Raw genomic sequence first — 19,819 nt, forward strand, 5'->3', positions numbered from 1 at the left:
GAGCCCGAACTCGTCGTCTGCGTGGACGAGTTCGGGCCGCCCGACCCGATGTCGTACGTCTGTCGTGGTGCGCGCCGCCACCGTGGCGGTTCCCTCGGCTACTTCATGTCGGAGATCTTGAAGAGCAGGCGTGCGGTCTCGCTGTCGACCCGCCGGGACAGCTCACGCAGCACCAGTCGCTGCGCGACGCCGTCGACCCACCGCACCGACACCAGTCGATCCGTACGGACCCGCCGCTCCCGGAGCAGTCCACGCGCGGCCGGCCACCCGTGGCCCGCGCTGACTCGCGGCGGCGTGAGGATGCCGAAGAGCAGCACGGACAGGCCGGTCCAGAGCGCGGCGCGCGGCGGATCCAGGCCTCCGGAACCTGCGTCGGTCAGCAGCAGGACGCCCAGCAGGCAGGCCGCGTGGACGAGCGCGCTCCGGCAGGCATGGCCCCAGTGCCGATCGTGGACAGTGCCCTCGTGAGGTGCCATGACGTAGACGCCAGACACGCGCAGGGCCGGCGGCGAGGGCGCTTGACGCGACGCTGATGCGGCGCTGATGCGTCGGCGACACCGCACCGGCCCGCCGTGATCAGGCGGACCAGCCATGTCCGGGGCGTCAACTGAGGTCGGCGAAGGTCTCCACGGCATGGGTCTTGCCGGTGACGATGATGACGTCGCCCTTCTCGATGACGGTCTCGGCCGTGGCGTACGTGAAGTCCTCCCCGGGGCGTTTGATGCCGACGACGGTCACGCCGTATTTGCTGCGCACCTGGCTCCGGCCCAGCGGGACGCCGGTGACGAGTTCGGGGGCGACGGTCTTGACCAGGGCGAAGTCGTCGTCGAACTCGATGAAGTCCAGCATCCGGCCGGTGACCAGGTGGGCGACGCGCTCACCCATCTCGTACTCGGGCAGCACGACGTGGTGGGCGCCGAGGCGTTCGAGGATCTGGCCGTGCTGGCGGCTGATGGCCTTGGCCCAGATGTTGGGGACCTCGGCCTCCAGGAGGTTGGAGGTGACCAGTATCGACGCCTCGATGTCGGTGCCGATCGCGACGACCGCGCTGGTGAATTCGTGCACGCCGAGCTGCCGCAGCACCTCGGGGTCGGTGCAGTCCGCGACCGCGGCGTGGGCGAGGCCGTCGCTGTGCTTCTGCACGAGCCGGTCGTCGGTGTCGATGCCGAGGACGTCCCAGCCGCGCTGGGTGAGTTCGTTGGCCAGCGAGCTGCCGAAGCGACCGAGGCCGATGACGGCGAGACGCTGGTCGGCCGGGGCCTTGGCGGCGTACTGGTGGGCGAGGCGCTTGCGGCGCCGGCGGCGGAGGTTGTGCAGGTAGTTAGCCAACGGGTCGCTCCTCGGGCAGGTGGTCAGCCAATGACGGGTCGCTCTTCGGGCAGGTGGTAGCGGCGTGTGCGCTCGCGCAGGGCGAGGGCCGAGACCAGGGTGATCGGGCCGAGCCGGCCCACGAACATGAGCAGGATCAGGATCAGCTGTCCGGTGTCGGGCAGGTCGGCGGTGATGCCGGTGGACAGCCCCACCGTGGCGAACGCGGAGACGGCCTCGAAGAGGATGTTCTCGAAGGGGTGCCGGGCGATGCTGGAGAGCGCGAGCGTCGCCGCGATGACCAGGCCGACGCCGAGCAGAGCCACGGTGAGGGCCTGACGCAGGACGTGCGGGGCGATCCTGCGGCCCATCACGGAGGCGTCGGGCTCGCCGCGCACCTCGGCGGCGATGGCCGCGGCCAGTACGGCGAACGTGGTGACCTTGATGCCGCCGGCGGTGCCCGCGCTGCCGCCGCCGATGAACATCAGGATGCAGGTCACCAGGAGCGTCGACGCCTGCAGGGCCCCGATGTCCAGGCTGTTGAACCCGGCGGTGCGGGACATCGCGGAGTGGAAGAAGCCGTTGAGGAGTTTCCCCGGCCAGTCGAGCGGACCGAGCGTGCCCTTGTTGGTCCACTCCAGGACGCAGGTGAGCAGAGTGCCGATCAGGAGCAGGGCTGCCGTGGTGAGCAGGGTGAGCTTGGTGTGCAGGGTCCAGTTGCGGCGCCCCGTCGACGTACGGCGGTGCCGGTGGCGCAGGAGTTCGAGCAGTACGGGGAAGCCGAGGCCGCCGAGGATCACGGCGGCGGAGACGGGCAGGGTCACCCAGGGGTCCTGCGCGTAGCGGGTGAGGTTGTCGGGGTGCAGGCCGAAGCCGGCGTTGTTGAAGGCCGAAACGGAATGGAAGAACCCGAGGTACGCGGCGTCCCTGACGGTTTCCCCGTACCCGAACCGGAAGCGCAGGGCGAGCAGCGCGCCCACCGCGAGTTCCACGATCACCGTGCACCCGGCGACGCCGAGCAGCACACGTCGTACGTCTCCGATGCCGAAGCTCTTCGTCTCGGCCTGGGCGGTCAACTGCATGCGCAGGCGCAGTTTGCCGGAGACGAGCAGGGCGAGCAGGGAGGCCATCGTCATGATGCCGAAGCCGCCGACCTGGATGAGCGCGAGGATCACGCCCTCGCCGAAGCCGCTCCAGTGCGTTCCGGTGTCCACGACGGCGAGGCCGGTCACGCACACCGCCGAGGTGGCCGTGAAAAGGGAGGTGACCAGGCCGGTCGCTGTCCCGCTCTCGGCCGCGAAGGGCAGCGAGAGCAGCCCGGCGCCGATGGCGATCACGAGCGCGAAGGCCATGACGACGGTGCGAGCCGGGTGAAGGGTGAACAGCGAATGCCACACCCGCGTCGCGCGCGCCATCACATCACCGCCCTTTCATGGAGGTGCGCAGGCAGAGGATCGGTAACGCTCCAAGATCTCGTCGGCCGTCACCCTATCCAGGCGAGGGCCGACGGGCGGGGCTTGCTGCCCGCCGCGGTGTCCCCGGGGCGGCGACGCGATCGGGGTGCCGCCTCGGAGGGTGCGGCGGCCGCCCTGGCGGCGTTCCGGGGCCGATTCCCGGCATTAACAGCCCGTAAAGACTGCCGGGTTCCGGCAATGCGGTGGGCATATGCGGCGCGTCAAGATGGCTGTGGGCGGAAACGGGGGAGAGTCCGGGTGCCGGGTTCCCGAAGCGGATCCCGGCACCCGGACACGCTCCCGATGCAACCGAGTGCATGGGGGAGGGGGCGGCATGGGGGAGCTTCTTGGTGCGGCTGTGGGTTTTCCTGGCGTCGTCTTCAGTTCCGCACTCCTGGTCGTCGTCGCCTTCTGGCTGCTGGTGCTGCTCGGCGGCTTCGACGCGGACGGCTTCGACGCGGATGTCGATCTGGGCGCTCTGGGGCTCGGCGGTGTGCCCGTCGCGGTCGTCGCGTCGCTGATGGTCGTGGTCGGCTGGCTCTCCGCCGTGACCGGGTCGGTGCTCGTCGGGCGGACCGGTCTGGGCGGCGCCGCCCAAGTCGCCGCCGACGGGGCGGTGTTCCCGGTGTCCCTCGCCGTCGCCTGGTGCGCGGCGCGTGGCCTCGTACGCCCGCTGGCCCAGCTGTTCCCCGATGAACCCGGGCCGTCCCGGCAGGACTTCATCGGCTCGTTCTGCACCATCCGCACGGGGCGGGTGGACGCGGACTTCGGGCAGGCCGAGGTCGCCGCGCGGGACGGGTCCACCGCGATCGTCCAGGTCCGGCAGTTCGGGACCGACGCGCTGTCGGCCGGCAGCACCGGTCTGCTGTACGCGTACGACGACGACGGCGAGTTCTTCTGGGTGGCCGCCCATGGCGCCGAGCTCGGTTCCGCGCCGCCGGACGGAGCCTCGCGCCCCCGTCGCGCCTGAGGGACCGAGCCCCTCTCCCGCACGCACGCACGTCACTTCACGGCTGCACGCCGTCTCAACTCGCCACTGCTCTCTAGGACTTCACATGGATGCCATCACCTTGGGCATCGGCGTGTCCGTCGCCGTTGTCCTCCTCATCGTCGTCGCTCTGCTGCTCGTGGTCACCCGGCTCTTCCGCAAGGTCGAGCAGGGCAAGGCGCTGATCGTCTCCAAGATGCGCAAGGTCGACGTGACCTTCACCGGGCAGGTCGTGCTGCCCGTCCTGCACAAGGCCGAGGTCATGGACATCTCGGTGAAGACCATCGACATCGTCCGCGCCGGCCGGGACGGGCTGATCTGCCGGGACAACATTCGTGCCGACATCCGCATCTCGTTCTTCGTACGGGTCAACAAGACCGTGGAGGACGTTATCCGGGTGGCGCAGGCCATCGGCACCGCCCGCGCCAGCGACCAGAACACGCTGCAGGAACTTTTCAACGCCAAGTTCTCCGAGGCGCTGAAGACGGTCGGCAAGCAGATGGACTTCGCCGACCTCTACACCAAGCGCGATGAACTCCGCGACCGCATCATCCAGTTGATCGGCACCGACCTGAACGGCTACAGCCTGGAGGACGCGGCGATCGACCACCTGGAGCAGACGCCGCTGAGCCAGCTCGACCCGTCCAACATCCTGGACGCCCAGGGCATCCGGAAGATCACCGAGCTGACGGCCGTCGAGCACGTACGCACCAACGAGTTCACCCGGCACGAGGAGAAGGGGATCACCCGGCAGAACGTCGACGCCCGGGAGGCGATCCTGGAGCTGGAGCGCCGCCAGGCGGACGCCGAGATCAAGCAGAAGCGCGAGGTCGACACCGTACGGGCCCGGGAGGAGGCCGAGACCGCGCGAGTGGTGGAGGAGGAACGGCTGCGGGCGCAGAGCGCGTTCCTCGCCACCGAGGAGAAGCTCGGCGTGCAGCGCGAGAACCAGGCGCGTGAGGTCGCCGTCGCGCAGAAGAACCGCGAGCGGGTCATCGCCGTCGAGAGCGAACGCATCGAGAAGGACCGCCTCCTCGAAGTCATCGCCCGCGACCGCGAGACCCAACTGACCCGCATCGCCGCCGAGAAGGAGGTGGAGGCGGAGAAGCGGGAGATCGCCGACGTCATCCGGGAGCGCGTCGCCGTGGACCGTACGGTCGCCGAGCAGGAGGAGTCGATAAAGAAGCTGCGGGCCGTGGAGGAGGCGGAGCGGGAACGGCAGGCGATCGTCATCGCCGCGGAGGCCGAGGCGCAGGAGGGCCTGGTCAAGAGCATCAAGGCCGCGGAGGCCGCCGAGCAGGCGGCAACCCACCGTGCCGCGGAGGAACTCACCCTGGCCGAGGCCCGGTTGAAGGCCTCCGACCTGGACGCGCGGGCCAAGCTCCGCCTCGCAGAGGGCGTTCAGGCCGAGCGGGCCGCGGAGGGCCTCGCGGCCGTGCAGGTACGGGAGAAGGAGGCCGACGCGATCGAGAAGGCGGGCCGTGCCGAGGCGCAGGCCACCGAGGCGCGGATGCGCGCGGAGGCCGAGGGCGTCGAGGCGAAGCTGAAGGCGGAGGCCGCGGGCCTCACCGAGAAGGCGGCCGCCATGGCGGCTCTCGACGAGGCGTCCCGTACGCACGAGGAGTACCGGCTGCGCCTGGAGGCCGAGAAGGACATCCGCCTGGCCGGCATCGACGTGCAGCGGCAGGTCGCGGAGGCGCAGGCCACCGTGCTCGCCACCGGCCTGGAGAACGCCGACATCAACATCGTCGGGGGCGAGTCCGTGTTCTTCGACCGGCTCGTGTCGTCGGTCGCGCTCGGCAAGGGCGTCGACGCCTTCGTCCAGAACTCCGACACCGCGCAGACCCTCGCGGGCCCCTGGCTGGACGGCACCGCGAGCTTCACGGACGACCTGGCGAAGGTGCTCGGCTCGGTCTCCACGGCCGACGTGCAGAACCTCACGGTGTCCGCGCTCCTGATGAAGCTCATGAAGGGCGGCCAGTCCGGTCCGGTGCGTGAACTGCTCGACAAGGCAGGGCAGTTGGGCATCGCCGACATGCCGATCGTCGAGCTGAACGGCGCCGCCCGCAAGAGCCCGGCCGCGGGCTGATCCAGACCGGCCGGGGCCGCTGCACGGGGGGAGGCAGCGGTCCCGGCCCTTCACACCTCCGCCGCACCCCATCAGCACGGGCCACCCCGCAAGCACGGGGCACCTCACGGCACGACACGGAAGGACACCGGACACCATGGAGACCAGGAACGGAAGCGAGGCCGAGCCCGAGGCCGGGACTGCAGCCGAGGCGACCGGCATGGACTCCGGAACGTACGAGCTGCTGCGTGCTCGACTGACCGAGCAGGCACGCCGGTTGGCCGACCGCGCCACCGCCCTCAACGAACAGCGCGCCGCGGCCTTCGGCTCCACCGAACTGGCCCTCGCCGACACCAGGAGCCTGCACACGGAGCAGCCGTGCACCTTGCGTGACGTCGTCGCGCTCGGCGACATCCTGCTCCTCGGCAGCCACAGCGGCGCTCCCGGTACGGAGTCGCAGCCCTCGGGCGCGGACGTCTTCGCGCTCGTCGACCGGGACCTGGACCGGCAGCCCGACGACACGGTCCGGGGGCTCCTCGACGACCCGGCGTTCATCCGCGAGTTCGACGCCCTGTTCCGCTACTACCGCCAGGCCCGCCTGCTCCGCCTGCGGCACGTCGACGGCAAGCTGCTCGCCGTCTTCCAGACCGGTGAACGGGCCGAGGACATACGGGTGTTGCGCTGGGCGCTCACCGCCGACGGCCGCGCCGAGTTCCTGGACGCGCGCGGCGACAAGGACCACACCGCGCCCCCGGCCCACGACGTCACGTGGACGGCCGCGACCCGCGAAAACCACCGGCCGGGCCGCCACCCGCACGTCTCCGTCGGCGGCGAGGTGTTCGTGTCGACGGTCGGCGGGCAGCTCGCCGTCAAGGTCGAGGACGACACCGAGACCGGGCGCGGCATCCACGCCGAACCGGTGCAGGAACCCCTGCAGTCCCTCGCGGACGCCGACGTGGAGCACGCGCGCGTGGGCCCGCTCATCCTCCTGCGCGTCCGCCCCTACAAGGAGACCGCCTGGCGGCACCTGGTCCTCCACACCCTGACCCGGACCGTGGTGCGCCTGGACGGGATCGGGCAGGCGTGCCGCCGGCTGCCCGAGGAGCAGGGGATCGTCTTCCCCGGCGGCTACTGCCTGGCCGACGGCACGCACAAGACCTTCGACGGCATCGACACCGACGGCCTGGAGTTCGAGCGCACGGTGCGCTCGCCCAACGGCGAGGACGTCCTCTACGCCTTCCGCGCCCGCGAGGACGGCCGCAGCCTGCTCCTCCCGTACAACCTGATCCGCAAGGAGGTCGCCAACCCGCTGGTCTGCCACGGGTACGCGCTGCTCGACGACGGCACCCTGAGCGTGCTGCGCGCCGGTTCCGCCGAGCCCGCGCGGGTGCATCCCGTGCAGATCTGGCGGTCCCCGTTCGCCGCCGACACGCACGCCGCAACCCAGTCGGCGGGTGACGGTCCGCTGGCCCGCATCGGCAACGCCGACCTCGTACGCGGCATCTCCGACTGCCTGTCCGTCGCCCGCGCCGTCACCGAGACCGAGCCCACCACGGGCGTGTACGAGGCGCTGCTCGCTTCGTGCGTGCGTACCGCCGACGCCCACCACTGGCTCGGCGAGCCCGAAGTCGGCGACCTGCGCGGGCCGTTGGAGGAGTTGCGCGCGACCGCCGAGCAGGTCCTGGCCGAGTTCGCGACCGTCCAGACCCTCACCCGGCAGGCCGCGGACGCCCTGGAGGAGGCGGCCGTACGCAGCACCGCGCTCGTCCGGCGGATCCGTGGCGAGAGCCCGCAGGACGCCGCCGAATGGGTCGACCGGCTCACCGAACTCCGGTCCGCCCAGGGCCAGTTGCTCACCCTCAAGGACCTGCGGTACGCGGACACCGACCGCATCGACGCACTCGCCGCCGACCTCGCGGACGACCTCGCCTCCGCCGGGCGGCGCGCCGTCGCCTTCCTGCAGCGGCCCGACGCGTTCGCCGCCCACCACGCCGACATCGGGCGACTGGCCGCCGACGCGGAGGCGCTCACCACCGTCGCCGAGGCCGACGCGCTCGCCGACCAACTTCGGCAGCGCACCGAACGGCTGCAGGCCGTCACCGAGGTCGTCGCGGGGCTCGACGTCGGCGACGCGACCGTGCGTACCGCCGTCCTGGAGCGGATCGCCGAGGTCCTCGCGGACGCCAACCGGGCCCGCGCCGGACTGGACGCACGACGGCGTGAACTCACCGTGCACGAAGACCGGGCCGAGTTCGCGGCCGAACTCGCCCTGCTCGGCCAGGCCGTCACGGGCGCACTCGCCGCCGCGACCACCCCGGAGAGCTGCGACGACCAGCTGGCCCGGCTCCTGCTTCAACTGGAGAACCTGGAGGCCAGGTTCGCGGACTCGGACGCGTTCCTCGCCGAGATCGACACCCGGCGCACCGAGGTGTACGAGGCGCTCGCCGCCCGCAAGCAGACCCTCGCCGACACTCGCGCCCGGCACGCCGAACGCCTGGCGACCTCCGCGGGCCGCGTCCTCGACACCATCGCCCGGCGCCTCGCCGGCCTCGGCTCCGCCGACGACATCAACACGTACTTCGCCTCCGACCCGATGCTCGGCAAGGTCCGCCGCACCGTCGCCGAACTCCGCGAACTCGGCGACCAGGTGAGGGCCGACGAGCTGGAGGCACGCGTCGCCGCCGCGCGTCAGGAGGCCGCGCGGTCCCTGCGCGACCGCACCGAGCTGTACGCGGACGGCGGCGACACCCTCCGGCTCGGCCGCCACCGCTTCGCCGTCAACACCCAGCCCCTCGACCTCACCGTCGTCCCGCACGGCGACGGCATGGCCTTCGCCCTGACCGGCACCGACTACCGCGCGCCCCTCACCGACCCGGCCTTCGCCGAACTGCGCCCCTACTGGAACCAGACCCTGCCGTCCGAGAACGCGGAGGTCTACCGGGCCGAACACCTCGCCGCCCGCCTCCTGGACGAGCACGGCGCGGAGCCCCTGCTCGCCGTGGACGACCTGCCCGCCTTCGTGCGGGCGGCCACCGAGACCGCGTACGACGAGGGGTACGAGCGGGGTGTCCACGACCACGACGCGACGCAGATCCTGCGCGCGCTCCTGCGGCTGCACGGCGACGCGGGACTGCTGCGGCACACGCCGCGCGCCCGCGCCACCGCCCAGTTCCACTGGGCGCACGCCACCACGCCGGACGAGCGCGCCCTGCTCACCCGCCGCGCCGTGTCCCTGGCCCGCGCCCGCGACACGTTCGGCCTCGCGCCCGCCATCGACGCCTTCCGCGCCGAACTCGCGGACAGAATCGGTGACTGGGACGCCGCCGCGTACCTCTTCGACGAGCTCACCACCGGCCCCGACGGCTTCGTCACCGCCACGGCCACCCGCACCCTCCTCGACAAGTTCCGCCACGCGACGGACAGTGCGGCGTACGAGGACGACCTGGCCGCCGTCACCGACCCGCACGCCCGCCGCCAGCTCGTCGAGGCCTGGCTCGGCTCCTACCTGACGGCCACGGGGGAGAGCGGCGACCTGGACGAGGCGGTCGCCGTCGAACTCTGCCGCGACCTGCCGCGCTACGACAGCGCCGCACCGCTGACCGCCACGGTCGACGGCCTCCTCGGCACACACCCGCACATCGAGGGCCGCGCCCTCACCGTCCGCATCGACGAACTCCTCGACCGCACACGGCAGTTCCGCACGAGGAGCGTCCCGCGCTTCCGCGCCTACCAGACCCTGCGCACGGAACTCGCCGCCGCCGAACGCGCCCGGCTGCGCCTCGACGAGTACCGCCCCAAGGTCATGTCCGCCTTCGTCCGTAACCGCCTCATCGACGAGGTCTACCTGCCCCTCATCGGCGACAACCTGAACAAGCAACTCGGCACCGCGGGCGGCCTGTTGCTCCTCGTCTCCCCGCCCGGCTACGGCAAAACGACGCTCATGGAGTACGTCGCCGACCGGCTCGGCATGATCCTGGTGAAGGTCAACGGCCCCGCCCTCGGCCACGACGCCACCTCCCTCGACCCGGCCGAGGCACCCAACGCCACCGCCCGCCAGGAGATCGAGAGGATCAACTTCGCCCTGGAAGCAGGCAATAACGTCCTCCTCTACCTGGACGACATCCAGCACACCTCACCCGAACTCCTGCAGAAGTTCATCTCGTTGTGCGACGCCCAACGCCGCATGGAGGGCGTGTGGAACGGCGCCTCACGCACGTACGACCTGCGCGGCAAACGCTTCGCCGTCTGCATGGCCGGCAACCCCTACACCGAGTCCGGCGCCCGCTTCCGCATCCCCGACATGCTCGCCAACCGCGCCGACGTGTGGAACCTCGGCGAGGTCCTCACCGGCAAGGAGGACGCGTTCGCCGTCAGCTTCGTCGAGAACGCCCTGACCGCCAACCCGGTCCTCGCCCCGCTCGCCGGCCGCGACCGCGCCGACCTCGACCTGCTGCTCCGTCTCGCCGAGGGCGACCCGGGCGCGCGCCGCGACCGGCTGGCCCACCCGTACGCGCCCGCCGAGCTGGACCGCATCATCGCCGTACTCCGCCACCTGCTCGCCGCACGGGCGACGGTCCTCGCGGTCAACGCCGCCTACATCGCCTCCGCCGCACAGTCCGACGAGGCCCGCACCGAACCGCCGTTCAGGCTCCAGGGCTCGTACCGCGACATGAACAAGATCGCGGCCCGCATCGACCCGGCGATGAACGACGCCGAGCTCGCCGCGGCCGTCGACGACCACTACGCGGCCGAGGCCCAGACCCTCACCACCGACGCCGAGGCCAACCTGCTCAAACTCGCCGAACTCCGCTCCACCCTCACCCCGCAGGGCGCGGCACGCTGGGCCGAGATCAAGGCCGCCCACGTACGAGCGGCACGCCTCGGCGGCCAGGGCGACGACCCGGTGTTCCACGCGGTGGCCGCCCTGGACCTGGTCGCCGACCGGCTGGCCGCGGTCGAGTCGGCCATCAGCCGCGCCGCCGATCCCTGCAACGCCCTGGCCAACCCGCCCCCACGGCACGCGAAGGGGACACGGTCGCCTCGCCGGGTCCAGTTGCCGCTGGTGGGCCCGGGTGAGTCCATGGAGGGGGCGCATGATCGGGACGAGGGAACGGGCAGCGATGGGCATCGACGTGACCGTGGAGCGGACGATCCCGCTGCCCCCTGAACAGGTGGCCGCCTACGCGATGGACTGGTGCCACGACGCGGAGTGGACGCAGGGCATCCGTACGGCGGAGCTGACGCGCGAGGCCGACGGGGGCGGCTTCGGAGTCGGTGCCGAGGTGACCCGGACCGCGTACTTCCTGGGCAAGCGAATCGACTACGTGCTGCGCGTCGCCGCCCACGATCCGCCGCGGCTCCTCGACATGGTGTCGGTCGCGGGCCCGATGCCCATGCACGTCACGTACACCTTCGAGGCGGCCCCCGGCGGCGGCACGCTCGCCCGGATCCGGGTACGGGGCGACGCGTCCGGCCTGTACGGTCTCGCCGCGCCGCTCATGGGACGCAAGGTGCGTTCCTCGCTGGTCAAGGACCTGCGGGATCTGGAACAGCGGCTGAGCGCGCCGCCGGACTGAGGCCCTCTACGGGCGGCCATGTTTTGTGCGGCGTCGTCGTTGCAGGACGACGTATGCGAGGCCGGCAGTCGCGCCGGCCGTGAGGACGATGCCCACGCCGGTGTCGATATCGCTCGGGCCCGCTGCTGTGCTGCCCACTCCGCCCCGGGCGCCACGGCTGGGCATCACCGTCGGGCTGAGCGGCGCGGGTGAGGCGGCGGGCGTCACGGGTGGGCGTCGCGGTCGGGCCGACGGGCTCGGGCGATGCGGCGGCGCCACCTCTCGAACCGAGGAAGGCCGCCTCTCGCGCGCGCCAGAAGGTGGGCCGAACGGGTGTCGGCAGCGTCTGCCCGGAACGGCCCGGTACAGCCCCGAACGGCCCCGAACGGCAGCGCTTCCCCGGTGCCGGCGGGACGGTCGTCAAGGGGCGGGGGTGGGCCTTCGGGAGTGATGCTGGGAGCACTCGTGGCGGAGCCGAGTTCGGGGCTCCGCCGAACCGGGAGGCGCTTCATGACCACCGCAGACGGCACGGACCGGCCGGCGCCGCCGCCCGACGGGGACGCCGCACACGCCTCCCTCGCCCTGCTGGAACGGCTCGCCGACAAGCTCGGCGCACGGGCCTCGGTGACGGCGGTCTACGGCGAGTCCGTCACCAGGGACGGTGTCACGGTCATCCCGGTCGCCGAAGTCGCCTTCGGTTTCGGCGGCGGTGCGGGCCGTGAGAGGGGATCAGCCAAGACCGGCGAAGGCGGCGGAGGCGGCGGCGGAGTGCGGGGCAGGCCCTGCGGCTTCATCGAGATCAAGGACGGCTCGGCCACCTACAAGCCCATCAGGGCCCCCTGGGGGGATGTTGTGATGCCGCTGGCCGCGCTCCTTGCCGGCACCGCTGTGCCACGGATCGCTCGTCGCCTCGCCGTACGACGCGCACGCTGAGCAAAGCCTCTCGGGAAAGGCCGGACCGCCCCCCACTCGGGATCTCTCCTCAGACGGAGTCTCGGGTGTGACGACTACGGGAAGCAGTCACCGGCCGACCGGCGCGTTCCGTCGCCGTTTGCTCGGGCGAGCAACACAGCCTTGCGGACTTGGCTGTTGATGCCGCTGCGCGCCGCGGCCCTGCTGAACCGGACCCGGTCAATGACCTCACGGGCTCCTCCGTCGCCGAGATCGCCGATCGCGTACTGCCGGCGCTGACGGAGGCGATGAACCTGCTGAGACGCAGCCTTCCGGCGGAGGAAGCGTTGCCGCAGGGGGCGGGCGGAGGAGCGGGCGTCGAGGAGCGTCGGCCCGAACTCCGCGCAGCCGCCCAGGTGTTCGTCGACGCCGGGTTCGGCGGGATGCAGCTGCGGGTGCACGACGAGCAGGGGCAGTGGGCCGGCAGCGCGGGGGTGCGCGCCTCCGGGGAGGCCGCCGAGCCGCCGGTCGACGGGCACGCCGAGGCACTGGAGCAGCGCATCGTGCGGCCACTCGGCCTGACCGGCACCCTCGCCCCCGCCGCGGACTCGCCCGACCTGCCCGAACCCCGGACTCGGCCTGTGGGTACAGGAGTCGGACCCCGACCGCGGCATCACCGTGGTCCCCCACAACGGCGGCGCGCCGGGCGGCTACGGCTCCCTGATGGTCAGCACACCCGACGGCCGCTGCTCACCGCGGGACTGACGACGGGCGACTCGGACACGGATCCGGCAGAAGCCTTCCCGAAGGCCCTGGGCGAGCTGCTCGCGACGGTGTTCTGCGGGAACGGCCGCCAGGCCTGAACACAGGCGTACGACCGACGCCGTACCGGGGAGGGCAGGGCGCGTGGCGTGATCAACGCCGGCCGCGGACGGGGACCCCGTTGGTGCGCAGCACCTTGCGGACGTCCAGGATCAGGGGGAAGACCTCGTGGTTGCGGTCCTCGCCCTGTTCCTCCCAGGCCCGCTGCTCGGCTTCGACGGCCTTGCGGTCCTCGGCGAAGACGCGTTCGGTGAAGCGCCTGATGAGCGGCCAGGCCAGCTGAAGGGCGGCGGAGACCCGGGGTTTCTCGATCATGAGCAGGCCGTAGGCGTGACAGGTGCGCTGCTCGGCGTCCACGGGCACGTAGACGGCCCAGAGGCGGAACGCCGGGTGGTCGGCGTTCTCCGGGACCAAGTCCAGTGTCTGGTACGGGTATTCGGTACGGATGGTCATGACGTCGGCGCTGTCGCCGCCCCTGATGCCCTCGGCGGCCAGCAGGCCGGCGCCGGGGTTCCGCTTCCCGCCGGCGTGGGTGAACAGGTAGCGGGCCTCCACCGACCGCGGGCTGGTCTCGTAGCCGAGGAGCTGGGGGTGCAGCTTGCCGACGACGCCCCGGTGGAGGAACTGGTGGTTCATGTCGAGCAGGTTCTCGTGCATGAACGAGTAGTGGCAGCGCACGGTCCGGGAGAACGTCATGGTCTTGTACGTCGTAGAGCTGAACGCGGGCAGCTCGGGCAGCGGGGTGTCCTCCGCCTTCTCCGGGTCGCCCGGGAACACGAAGACCAGGCCGTACGCCTCGCGGACGGGATATCCGCGCACTCCCCGCGGCGGCCGGCCGTCCCCCTTGGACAGATACGGGATCTGCGAGATGCGACCGTCGCCCCGGTACGCCCAGGCGTGATAGCAGCAGCGGAGCGTGTCGCCCTCCACCACCCCCATGCTCAGCGGCACCTGCCGGTGGGCGCACCGGTCCTCCAGGGCGTGGACGGCGCCGCTTCGGCCGCGGTACAGCGCGATGCGCTGGTCGGCGAAGACGGCGGCTACCACCCGCATGGGGCGCACGCGCCTGGCCAGCGCGACCGGGTACCAGAAGTCCGGGTTCGCCCCGACACGCCGCAGGTCGCCGTCGGCCTCGGACTCGGCCCCGTGCTCGGTCTCGGTCCCGGTCTCGCCCTTGGTCTCGGTCCCGGTTTCGGCCTCGCTCATGCCTCTCCCTCGTACACAGCAGCACCCCCCTTCATCCTCGGTACCGCCCGCCGCCCAGGCCCTGTCCGGCAGGCCCGGAAGGGCTACCAGTCGTTTCCCGCGTACGGCTGCGCCCAGAGCGCGACCTGGAGAGTGACCGCCTTGCACCAGGCCTGGTGCATCTTGTCGACCGTGTCCTCGTCGTCGCCGCCCTTGGCCAGGAACGGCCGCATCGTCGCCGTGATCGGGTAGATCAGTGCGATCACGTGGCGCAGGGGAACGTACGGCGTGGACCGGACGTCGTCGGTGGTGTTCTTCTTCGCGCGTGTGTGGCGCAGAGCGATCTCCTGCGCGTAGTCCAGCCACTGGCCGTCGTGCGGACGGGTGCAGGTGTCGCGGATCCACTGGCCGAAGCGCCCCCGTACGCGGGCCAGGTACTGGTCGACAGGCGTGCCGTCCGGGCTCGCGAACGCGGCGAGCAGATGCGGGTTCGCGCCCACGAACCCGTACCAGACGTCGAGCACGTCCTCGATCTGGCCGTCGAGCACCTGGGCTGCTCTGGCCAGGGAGGCCGCGTCGTCGTCCGTCCACAGCACACTCGCCTCCAGGTCGCGTAGCTCCTGAGGGGTGACCGGGGACGGGGCGAGGTCGGAAGCGCCGTAGTCGTAGCCGGCGATGGTCTCGGGCATGTCAGCTCCACGATGTGGTTCGGAGTCGATTCGCAGTCCCCACCCGCTACGCCTGAATCTAGGCTCTTGCGCCGGTTCCGGCACCACGTCGCCCGGAGGCACGGCTCGGTGGGGGACGGCTTCACGTCCCTCCGTCCTCATGCGGGCGGCCTCGTGCGTGCGGCCTCATGCGTGCGGCCTCATTCGTTGGGCCGGGCCGCGCTGATGTCGCCGAGCGCGGAGTGCGGGTCGCGTTCGACGGCCAGATCGCCCAACGAGACGATCCCGACGGGGCGTTCGCCCTCGACGACGGGTATCCGGCGTACCGACCGCTCCCGCATCAGGTCGATGACCCGGTCGACGTCGTCGTCCGGCGAGACGGTGGCCACATCGCTACTGCAGGCGGTGGCAGCGGTCCGATCGTTGATGGAGCCGCCCTCGGCCATCACCCGGACGACGAGGTCCCGGTCGGTCACCACCCCGCGCAGCCGGCCGTCGTCGACCACCAGCACGTCGCCGACGTCGTCCCGGCGCATCAGCTGGGCGATGTCGATGACCGAGGTCAGCGGGGCGACGACGACCAGGTCCGTCGTCATGATCTCGCGCACCTGCCGGGTCATGGTTCCTCCTCGCGACAGTCCAGGGTTCCGAGGGAATCCGTGGAGGTGGTCAGGCCGTGGGCGGCGTCGCCGCGCCTGCTCGCCGAGTACCCTGCGCGACCGCGTTACACCGAGCCGGAGCCTCGTCGACCGGCCGCGCTCGCGGAGCGGTGCGTTCGAGGAAGTCCTGCCGCAACGGTGTCGGAGGCGGCACGAGCAGTGGTATACACCACTGCTCGGACTGGAGTTGACCCCCGCTTCCTGCAGGAGTGCTGGTATGAGCGAAGACAACAAGCACCGGCTCACCCGACGTCACCTCACCGCCGCCGCCCTGGCCGCCGCGGCGACCGGCCTGGTCGGACTGCCCGGCCGGGCCGCCGCAACCCCACTCGCCGGCCCACTCGCCACAGCCCCGCACCCCGCAGGGGCAGCCGCCTCGGGCGCCCCCTTCGTTGTACCGGCACTGCGTGAATGGGCCGGTGGGGAAGGGGAGTTCAGGCTCAGCGGGGCCGGTCGCATCACCGTGCCCGCCGGAAGCGACCGGCTGCTGCGCCTCGCCCGAAAGGTCACCGCCGAGATAGCGGAACTGACCGGTGTCCGTCTCCGTACACCCGGGTTCAGCGACAGCGCACCGCACGACGGCGAGATCCACATCAGGGTCGATTCGGCGGACAGCCACCCGGCCGGCGGCGAGCGCTATCGCACCGAAGGCTCCCGGATCGTCGTCGGCCCCGCGCATGTGATCATCACCGCCCCCGCCTACGCCGGCGCGTTCTACGCCACCCGCAGCCTGCTGCAGATCCTGGTGGGCGAGGGCCGCCGCGCGCTCCCCGCCGGGACAGCCGTCGACTGGCCCGGCTATGCCCGGCGCGGGTTCATGCTCGACGTCGGACGGCGCTGGTTCGAGCCGTCGTTCGTGCGTGACTACGTCCGCTACATGAGCTGGTTCAAGTACAACACCTTCCAGATCCACCTCAACGACAACGAGATCACCGCGCCCGACGGAGACTGGAGCAAGGCCTACTCGGCGTTCCGACTGGCCTCCGACGCCCCCGAGTTGGCCGGACTGGCCGCCGAGGACGGCGTCTACACCCGGCCGATGTGGGACGAGCTCGAGGACGTCGCAGCCGACCACTGCGTGCAGGTGATCCCCGAGATCGACGCACCGGCCCACGCCCGCGCCTTCATCGAGTTCAAGCCCGAACTAGGGCTCCACGGCGGGAACTCCGACCACCTCGACCTGACCAAGCCCGGGACCACCGAGTTCATGAAGTCGCTGTACGACGAGTTCGTGCCCTGGTTCCGCAGCCCGATCGTCCACTTCGGCGCCGACGAGTACCCCAAGGAGTACGCCGAGCAGTACCGGACCTACTTCAACACCATCGCCGCCCACCTGCGTTCGCTCGGCGCGCGGCCGATGGCGTGGGGCTCGATGAAGTGGATGACCGGGACGGCCGAGGGGTACGACCGCGACGTGCTGCTCAACATGTGGAGCGAGGACTGGTACACCCCGACCATGGCGCTCGAGGACGGCTACCACTACGTCAACACCGACGACACCAACCTCTACATCGTGCCGCTCGCGGACTACTACCACGGCAGGACCGGCCTCGACGGGGCCTGGCTCTACCAGAACTGGGAGCCCAACGTCTCCCGCACGGAGCGGGTCGAGCCGATGGCCCCCGGCCTGGAGGGAGCCATGTCGGCGGTGTGGAACGACCTGGTCCACGCGGACTACGACGGCGAGGTCGTCCACGGCCTGGTCGAGCCGACCTTCGGCCTGCTCGCCCAGAAGATGTGGCGCGGCGTCCAACCCGGGCAGACCTACGAGGAGTTCATGGCCGGCGTGCGCCGCCTCGGCGTCGGCCCCGGCGCCGAGCACCTCACCTCCACGCTCGACAGCCCACCGCCGAGGTGACGGGGCGCGTCTCGACCGGACCGGTGAGGCCGCCAGGAAACATCCCACCTTATGGAGTCTCCGGGAGTTCCTGGCGGCCTTGCTGAGCCCATTTTGCGGCTCTCATCCGCCTCTGTTCGCCTCCCTCTGCCCCCGCCCATCCGGATACATCCGAACAATGTCGCCCGGAAGGGTAGACCTCGGATGTCTCCCGCCCTATGGTTCTGCCGGGTTCAAGCCCCTGATCCTGACGGCCGAGACCAACACCCTCCGGTCTCCCCTCCCGTCCCCTCGACCGAGTCGGTCACGTCGGTGACGTCGCCGAACCTCGGCCAGGGAGCAGTCGCGGGCTCCGCTGCCGTGCACGTCCTCGTCATCGCCACGGACCGAGAGGAACAACATGCGCCGCACACACGGCATACGCACCGCAGCACTCCTGCTGCTCGGCGTGTTACCCCTGGCCCTGGGCACCGCCGCAGCCGCCGCGCCGTCGGCGCCCGCGCCGGCAGCAGCGGCGCCGGCCGCGCCGACCGAAGCCGGCAACCCGGCGACAGTGCCCGCCCTTTCGGGCTGGAAGCCGGCGGAGGGCAGCTTCTCCCTGACCCAGAGCAGCCGCGTCCTGGTCCGCGACGACGCGCTGGCCGACGACGCGGCCACCTTCGTGGCCGACCTGGCCGACGAGCTCGGACGCACCCTTCCGGTCAGGACCACCACGGTGGCGCCGAAGGAGGGCGACATCGTGCTCGATGTCGACCCGGACCGCGCCGAACTCGGGCGGGAGGGCTACGAGTTGGGAGTCGGCAGCGCGATCAGCGTCACCGGGCGCACCGGGGACGGCGCGTTCCTCGGTACGCGGACCGCGCTCCAGCTGCTCCGCTCGGGGAACGCGGTGCCCGCCGGGGAGGCCGTCGACGTACCGAAGTACGCCGAGCGCGGCGTCGGCGTCTGCGCCTGCTACATCCATGTGTCGATGCCGTGGCTGGAGCGCCTGATCAAGGACGCCTCCTACCTCAAGCTCAACCAGCTCTGGCTGGAGCTCAAGGTGAAGAGCGCCGCCCACCCCGAGGCCAACGAGTGGGGCTACTACACGCCCCAGCAGATCGAACGGCTGCAGAAGCTGGCCGACCAGTACCACGTCCAGCTGGTGCCGGAGGTCAACTCCCCGGGCCACATCGACCCGTGGATCCGCAACCGCCCCGACCTCCAGCTCACCGATGCCGACGGCGTCAAGCACCCGTCGGGCCTCGACATCACCAAGCCCGAGGCGTTCGACTTCGTCACCTCGATCATCGACGAGTACTTCCAGGTCTTCGACTCCCCGTACTGGCACATGGGCGCCGACGAGTACCTGCTCGGCGGCCTGGAGTACGCCGACTTCCCGCAGATGGAGGCCTACGCGAAGGAGAAGTTCGGCCCGGACGCCGTGCCGGAGGACGCCTTCAACGACTTCATCAACCGGGTCAACGCCTACGTCAAGGCCAAGGGCAAGCGACTGCGGATCTGGAACGACGGGATCTCCCCGAAGGCGACCGTGTCCCTCGACCGGGACATCCTCGTCGAGCACTGGCTCAACGACGAGGTGAAGCCGTCGCAGTTGATCGCCGACGGCCATCAGGTGATGAACGCGGCGAACTCGCTCTACCACGTGCGGGGCACGTACCCGATCAACACGGCGCGCCTGTACGACGAGGGCTGGACGCCGCAGTCCTTCGAGGGCGAGAAGGTGGCGAGCGCGGACGGGATCCCCGGCGCCAAGATCACCATGTGGCCCGACAACGCCTCGGGCAACACCGAGAACGAGGTCGAGGACGAGGTCCGGATGCCGCTGCGCTTCATCGCGCAGGCCACATGGGGCGATTCCACCCCGGACGCGACGTACGCCGCGTTCGAGGAGCGCGCCGAAGCTGTCGGCCGCGCCCCCGGGTTCGACAACGTGGACCGCACACCGATCCGTCCCGGCGAGTACCGCCTGTCGGCCGGCAAGGACTTCCTGACCGGCGACAGCTCCGCGGACGGAGCGCGCGTCGTGCTCGGCTCCGAGGGCACTCCGCTGAAGTTCACGCCCACCCAGGACGGTTACTACACCGTCGAGGACCCGCAGACCGGCCGCTGTCTGGAGACGCGGCGCGGCGAGCGGCAGCTCAACACGCCCCTGGAGCCGCTGTCCGCGATCACCCTGCAGGACTGTGCCGCGAGCAACCGCCTGCAGCGCTGGGAGGTCGCCGTGTCCGGCAGCGACGTGACCCTGGCCAACGCCGTCACCAGGATGGTCGCCGTCCTCGACGGCAACGGTCTGGTCCAGCAGGTTCCGGACGGGCACCGGGCCCAGGTGTTCGGACTGGTCGAGCCCTGACCGATGCGCGGGCAGCGCGCCGACGGCTCCC

The 19,819-nt window shown here is 71.2% G+C and carries 14 protein-coding genes; 8 read left to right on the top strand and 6 right to left on the bottom strand.

The window, feature by feature from the left end:
• Positions 1-98: 98 nt before the first annotated feature.
• The 3 genes from QIS96_RS21990 to QIS96_RS22000 all read right to left on the bottom strand — a co-directional run bounded on the left by QIS96_RS21990 (position 99) and on the right by QIS96_RS22000 (position 2,723).
• A complete protein-coding gene (locus QIS96_RS21990; protein ID WP_282544400.1) occupies positions 99-476 on the bottom strand; it encodes a hypothetical protein in 378 nt (125 codons plus the stop codon).
• Between the two features lie 127 nt (positions 477-603).
• On the bottom strand, positions 604-1,329 hold the full coding sequence (locus tag QIS96_RS21995) for a potassium channel family protein (protein ID WP_282544401.1): 726 nt from the start codon (positions 1,327-1,329) through the stop codon (positions 604-606).
• Between the two features lie 23 nt (positions 1,330-1,352).
• Positions 1,353-2,723 (bottom strand): TrkH family potassium uptake protein, encoded by a 1,371-nt coding sequence (locus QIS96_RS22000; protein ID WP_282544402.1) that lies wholly within the window; start codon positions 2,721-2,723, stop codon positions 1,353-1,355.
• 373 nt (positions 2,724-3,096) lie between these two features.
• Here QIS96_RS22000 and QIS96_RS22005 point away from each other — a divergent pair, with 373 nt between their 5' ends.
• The 6 genes from QIS96_RS22005 to QIS96_RS22030 all read left to right on the top strand — a co-directional run bounded on the left by QIS96_RS22005 (position 3,097) and on the right by QIS96_RS22030 (position 13,127).
• Positions 3,097-3,732, top strand: a complete 636-nt coding sequence (locus QIS96_RS22005) for a hypothetical protein (RefSeq protein WP_282544403.1) — start codon at positions 3,097-3,099, stop codon at positions 3,730-3,732.
• Between the two features lie 85 nt (positions 3,733-3,817).
• Positions 3,818-5,839 (top strand): SPFH domain-containing protein, encoded by a 2,022-nt coding sequence (locus QIS96_RS22010; protein WP_282544404.1) that lies wholly within the window; start codon positions 3,818-3,820, stop codon positions 5,837-5,839.
• A gap of 136 nt (positions 5,840-5,975) precedes the next feature.
• Entirely contained in the window at positions 5,976-10,985 is a 5,010-nt protein-coding gene (locus QIS96_RS22015; RefSeq protein WP_408907234.1) for a DNA repair ATPase, read from the top strand.
• Positions 10,939-11,394 (top strand): SRPBCC family protein, encoded by a 456-nt coding sequence (locus QIS96_RS22020; protein ID WP_282544405.1) that lies wholly within the window; start codon positions 10,939-10,941, stop codon positions 11,392-11,394. The genes QIS96_RS22015 and QIS96_RS22020 overlap by 47 nt, the downstream gene beginning before the upstream one ends.
• Before the next feature lie 489 nt (positions 11,395-11,883).
• The gene (locus QIS96_RS22025; protein WP_282544406.1) at positions 11,884-12,306 is read left to right on the top strand and encodes a spore germination protein GerW family protein; all 423 of its coding nucleotides are present in this window, start codon (positions 11,884-11,886) and stop codon (positions 12,304-12,306) included.
• 149 nt (positions 12,307-12,455) lie between these two features.
• Positions 12,456-13,127: a hypothetical protein gene (locus QIS96_RS22030; RefSeq protein ID WP_282544407.1), complete on the top strand. Its 672-nt coding sequence runs from the start codon at positions 12,456-12,458 to the stop codon at positions 13,125-13,127.
• 52 nt (positions 13,128-13,179) lie between these two features.
• Here the strand turns inward: QIS96_RS22030 and QIS96_RS22035 are convergent, their stop codons facing one another.
• From QIS96_RS22035 to QIS96_RS22045, 3 genes are all read right to left on the bottom strand, one after another.
• The gene (locus tag QIS96_RS22035) at positions 13,180-14,292 is read right to left on the bottom strand and encodes an aromatic ring-hydroxylating oxygenase subunit alpha (protein ID WP_282544408.1); all 1,113 of its coding nucleotides are present in this window, start codon (positions 14,290-14,292) and stop codon (positions 13,180-13,182) included.
• Between the two features lie 83 nt (positions 14,293-14,375).
• Positions 14,376-14,960 (bottom strand): protoglobin domain-containing protein, encoded by a 585-nt coding sequence (locus tag QIS96_RS22040; RefSeq protein ID WP_282544409.1) that lies wholly within the window; start codon positions 14,958-14,960, stop codon positions 14,376-14,378.
• A gap of 179 nt (positions 14,961-15,139) precedes the next feature.
• Positions 15,140-15,559 (bottom strand): CBS domain-containing protein, encoded by a 420-nt coding sequence (locus tag QIS96_RS22045; protein WP_282544410.1) that lies wholly within the window; start codon positions 15,557-15,559, stop codon positions 15,140-15,142.
• Between the two features lie 256 nt (positions 15,560-15,815).
• On the opposite strand from QIS96_RS22045, the gene QIS96_RS22050 reads away from it, so the two are divergent.
• Positions 15,816-17,456 carry a family 20 glycosylhydrolase gene (locus QIS96_RS22050; RefSeq protein WP_282544411.1) on the top strand — a complete coding sequence of 547 codons (1,641 nt, stop codon included), beginning with the start codon at positions 15,816-15,818 and terminating at the stop codon, positions 17,454-17,456.
• A 379-nt stretch (positions 17,457-17,835) separates the two neighbouring features.
• A complete protein-coding gene (locus QIS96_RS22055) occupies positions 17,836-19,788 on the top strand; it encodes a family 20 glycosylhydrolase (protein WP_282544412.1) in 1,953 nt (650 codons plus the stop codon).
• Positions 19,789-19,819 lie beyond the last annotated feature (31 nt).

Origin of the sequence: Streptomyces cavernicola (assembly GCF_029968035.1) — a bacterium.
In the GTDB taxonomy this organism is placed as follows: domain Bacteria; phylum Actinomycetota; class Actinomycetes; order Streptomycetales; family Streptomycetaceae; genus Streptomyces; species Streptomyces cavernicola.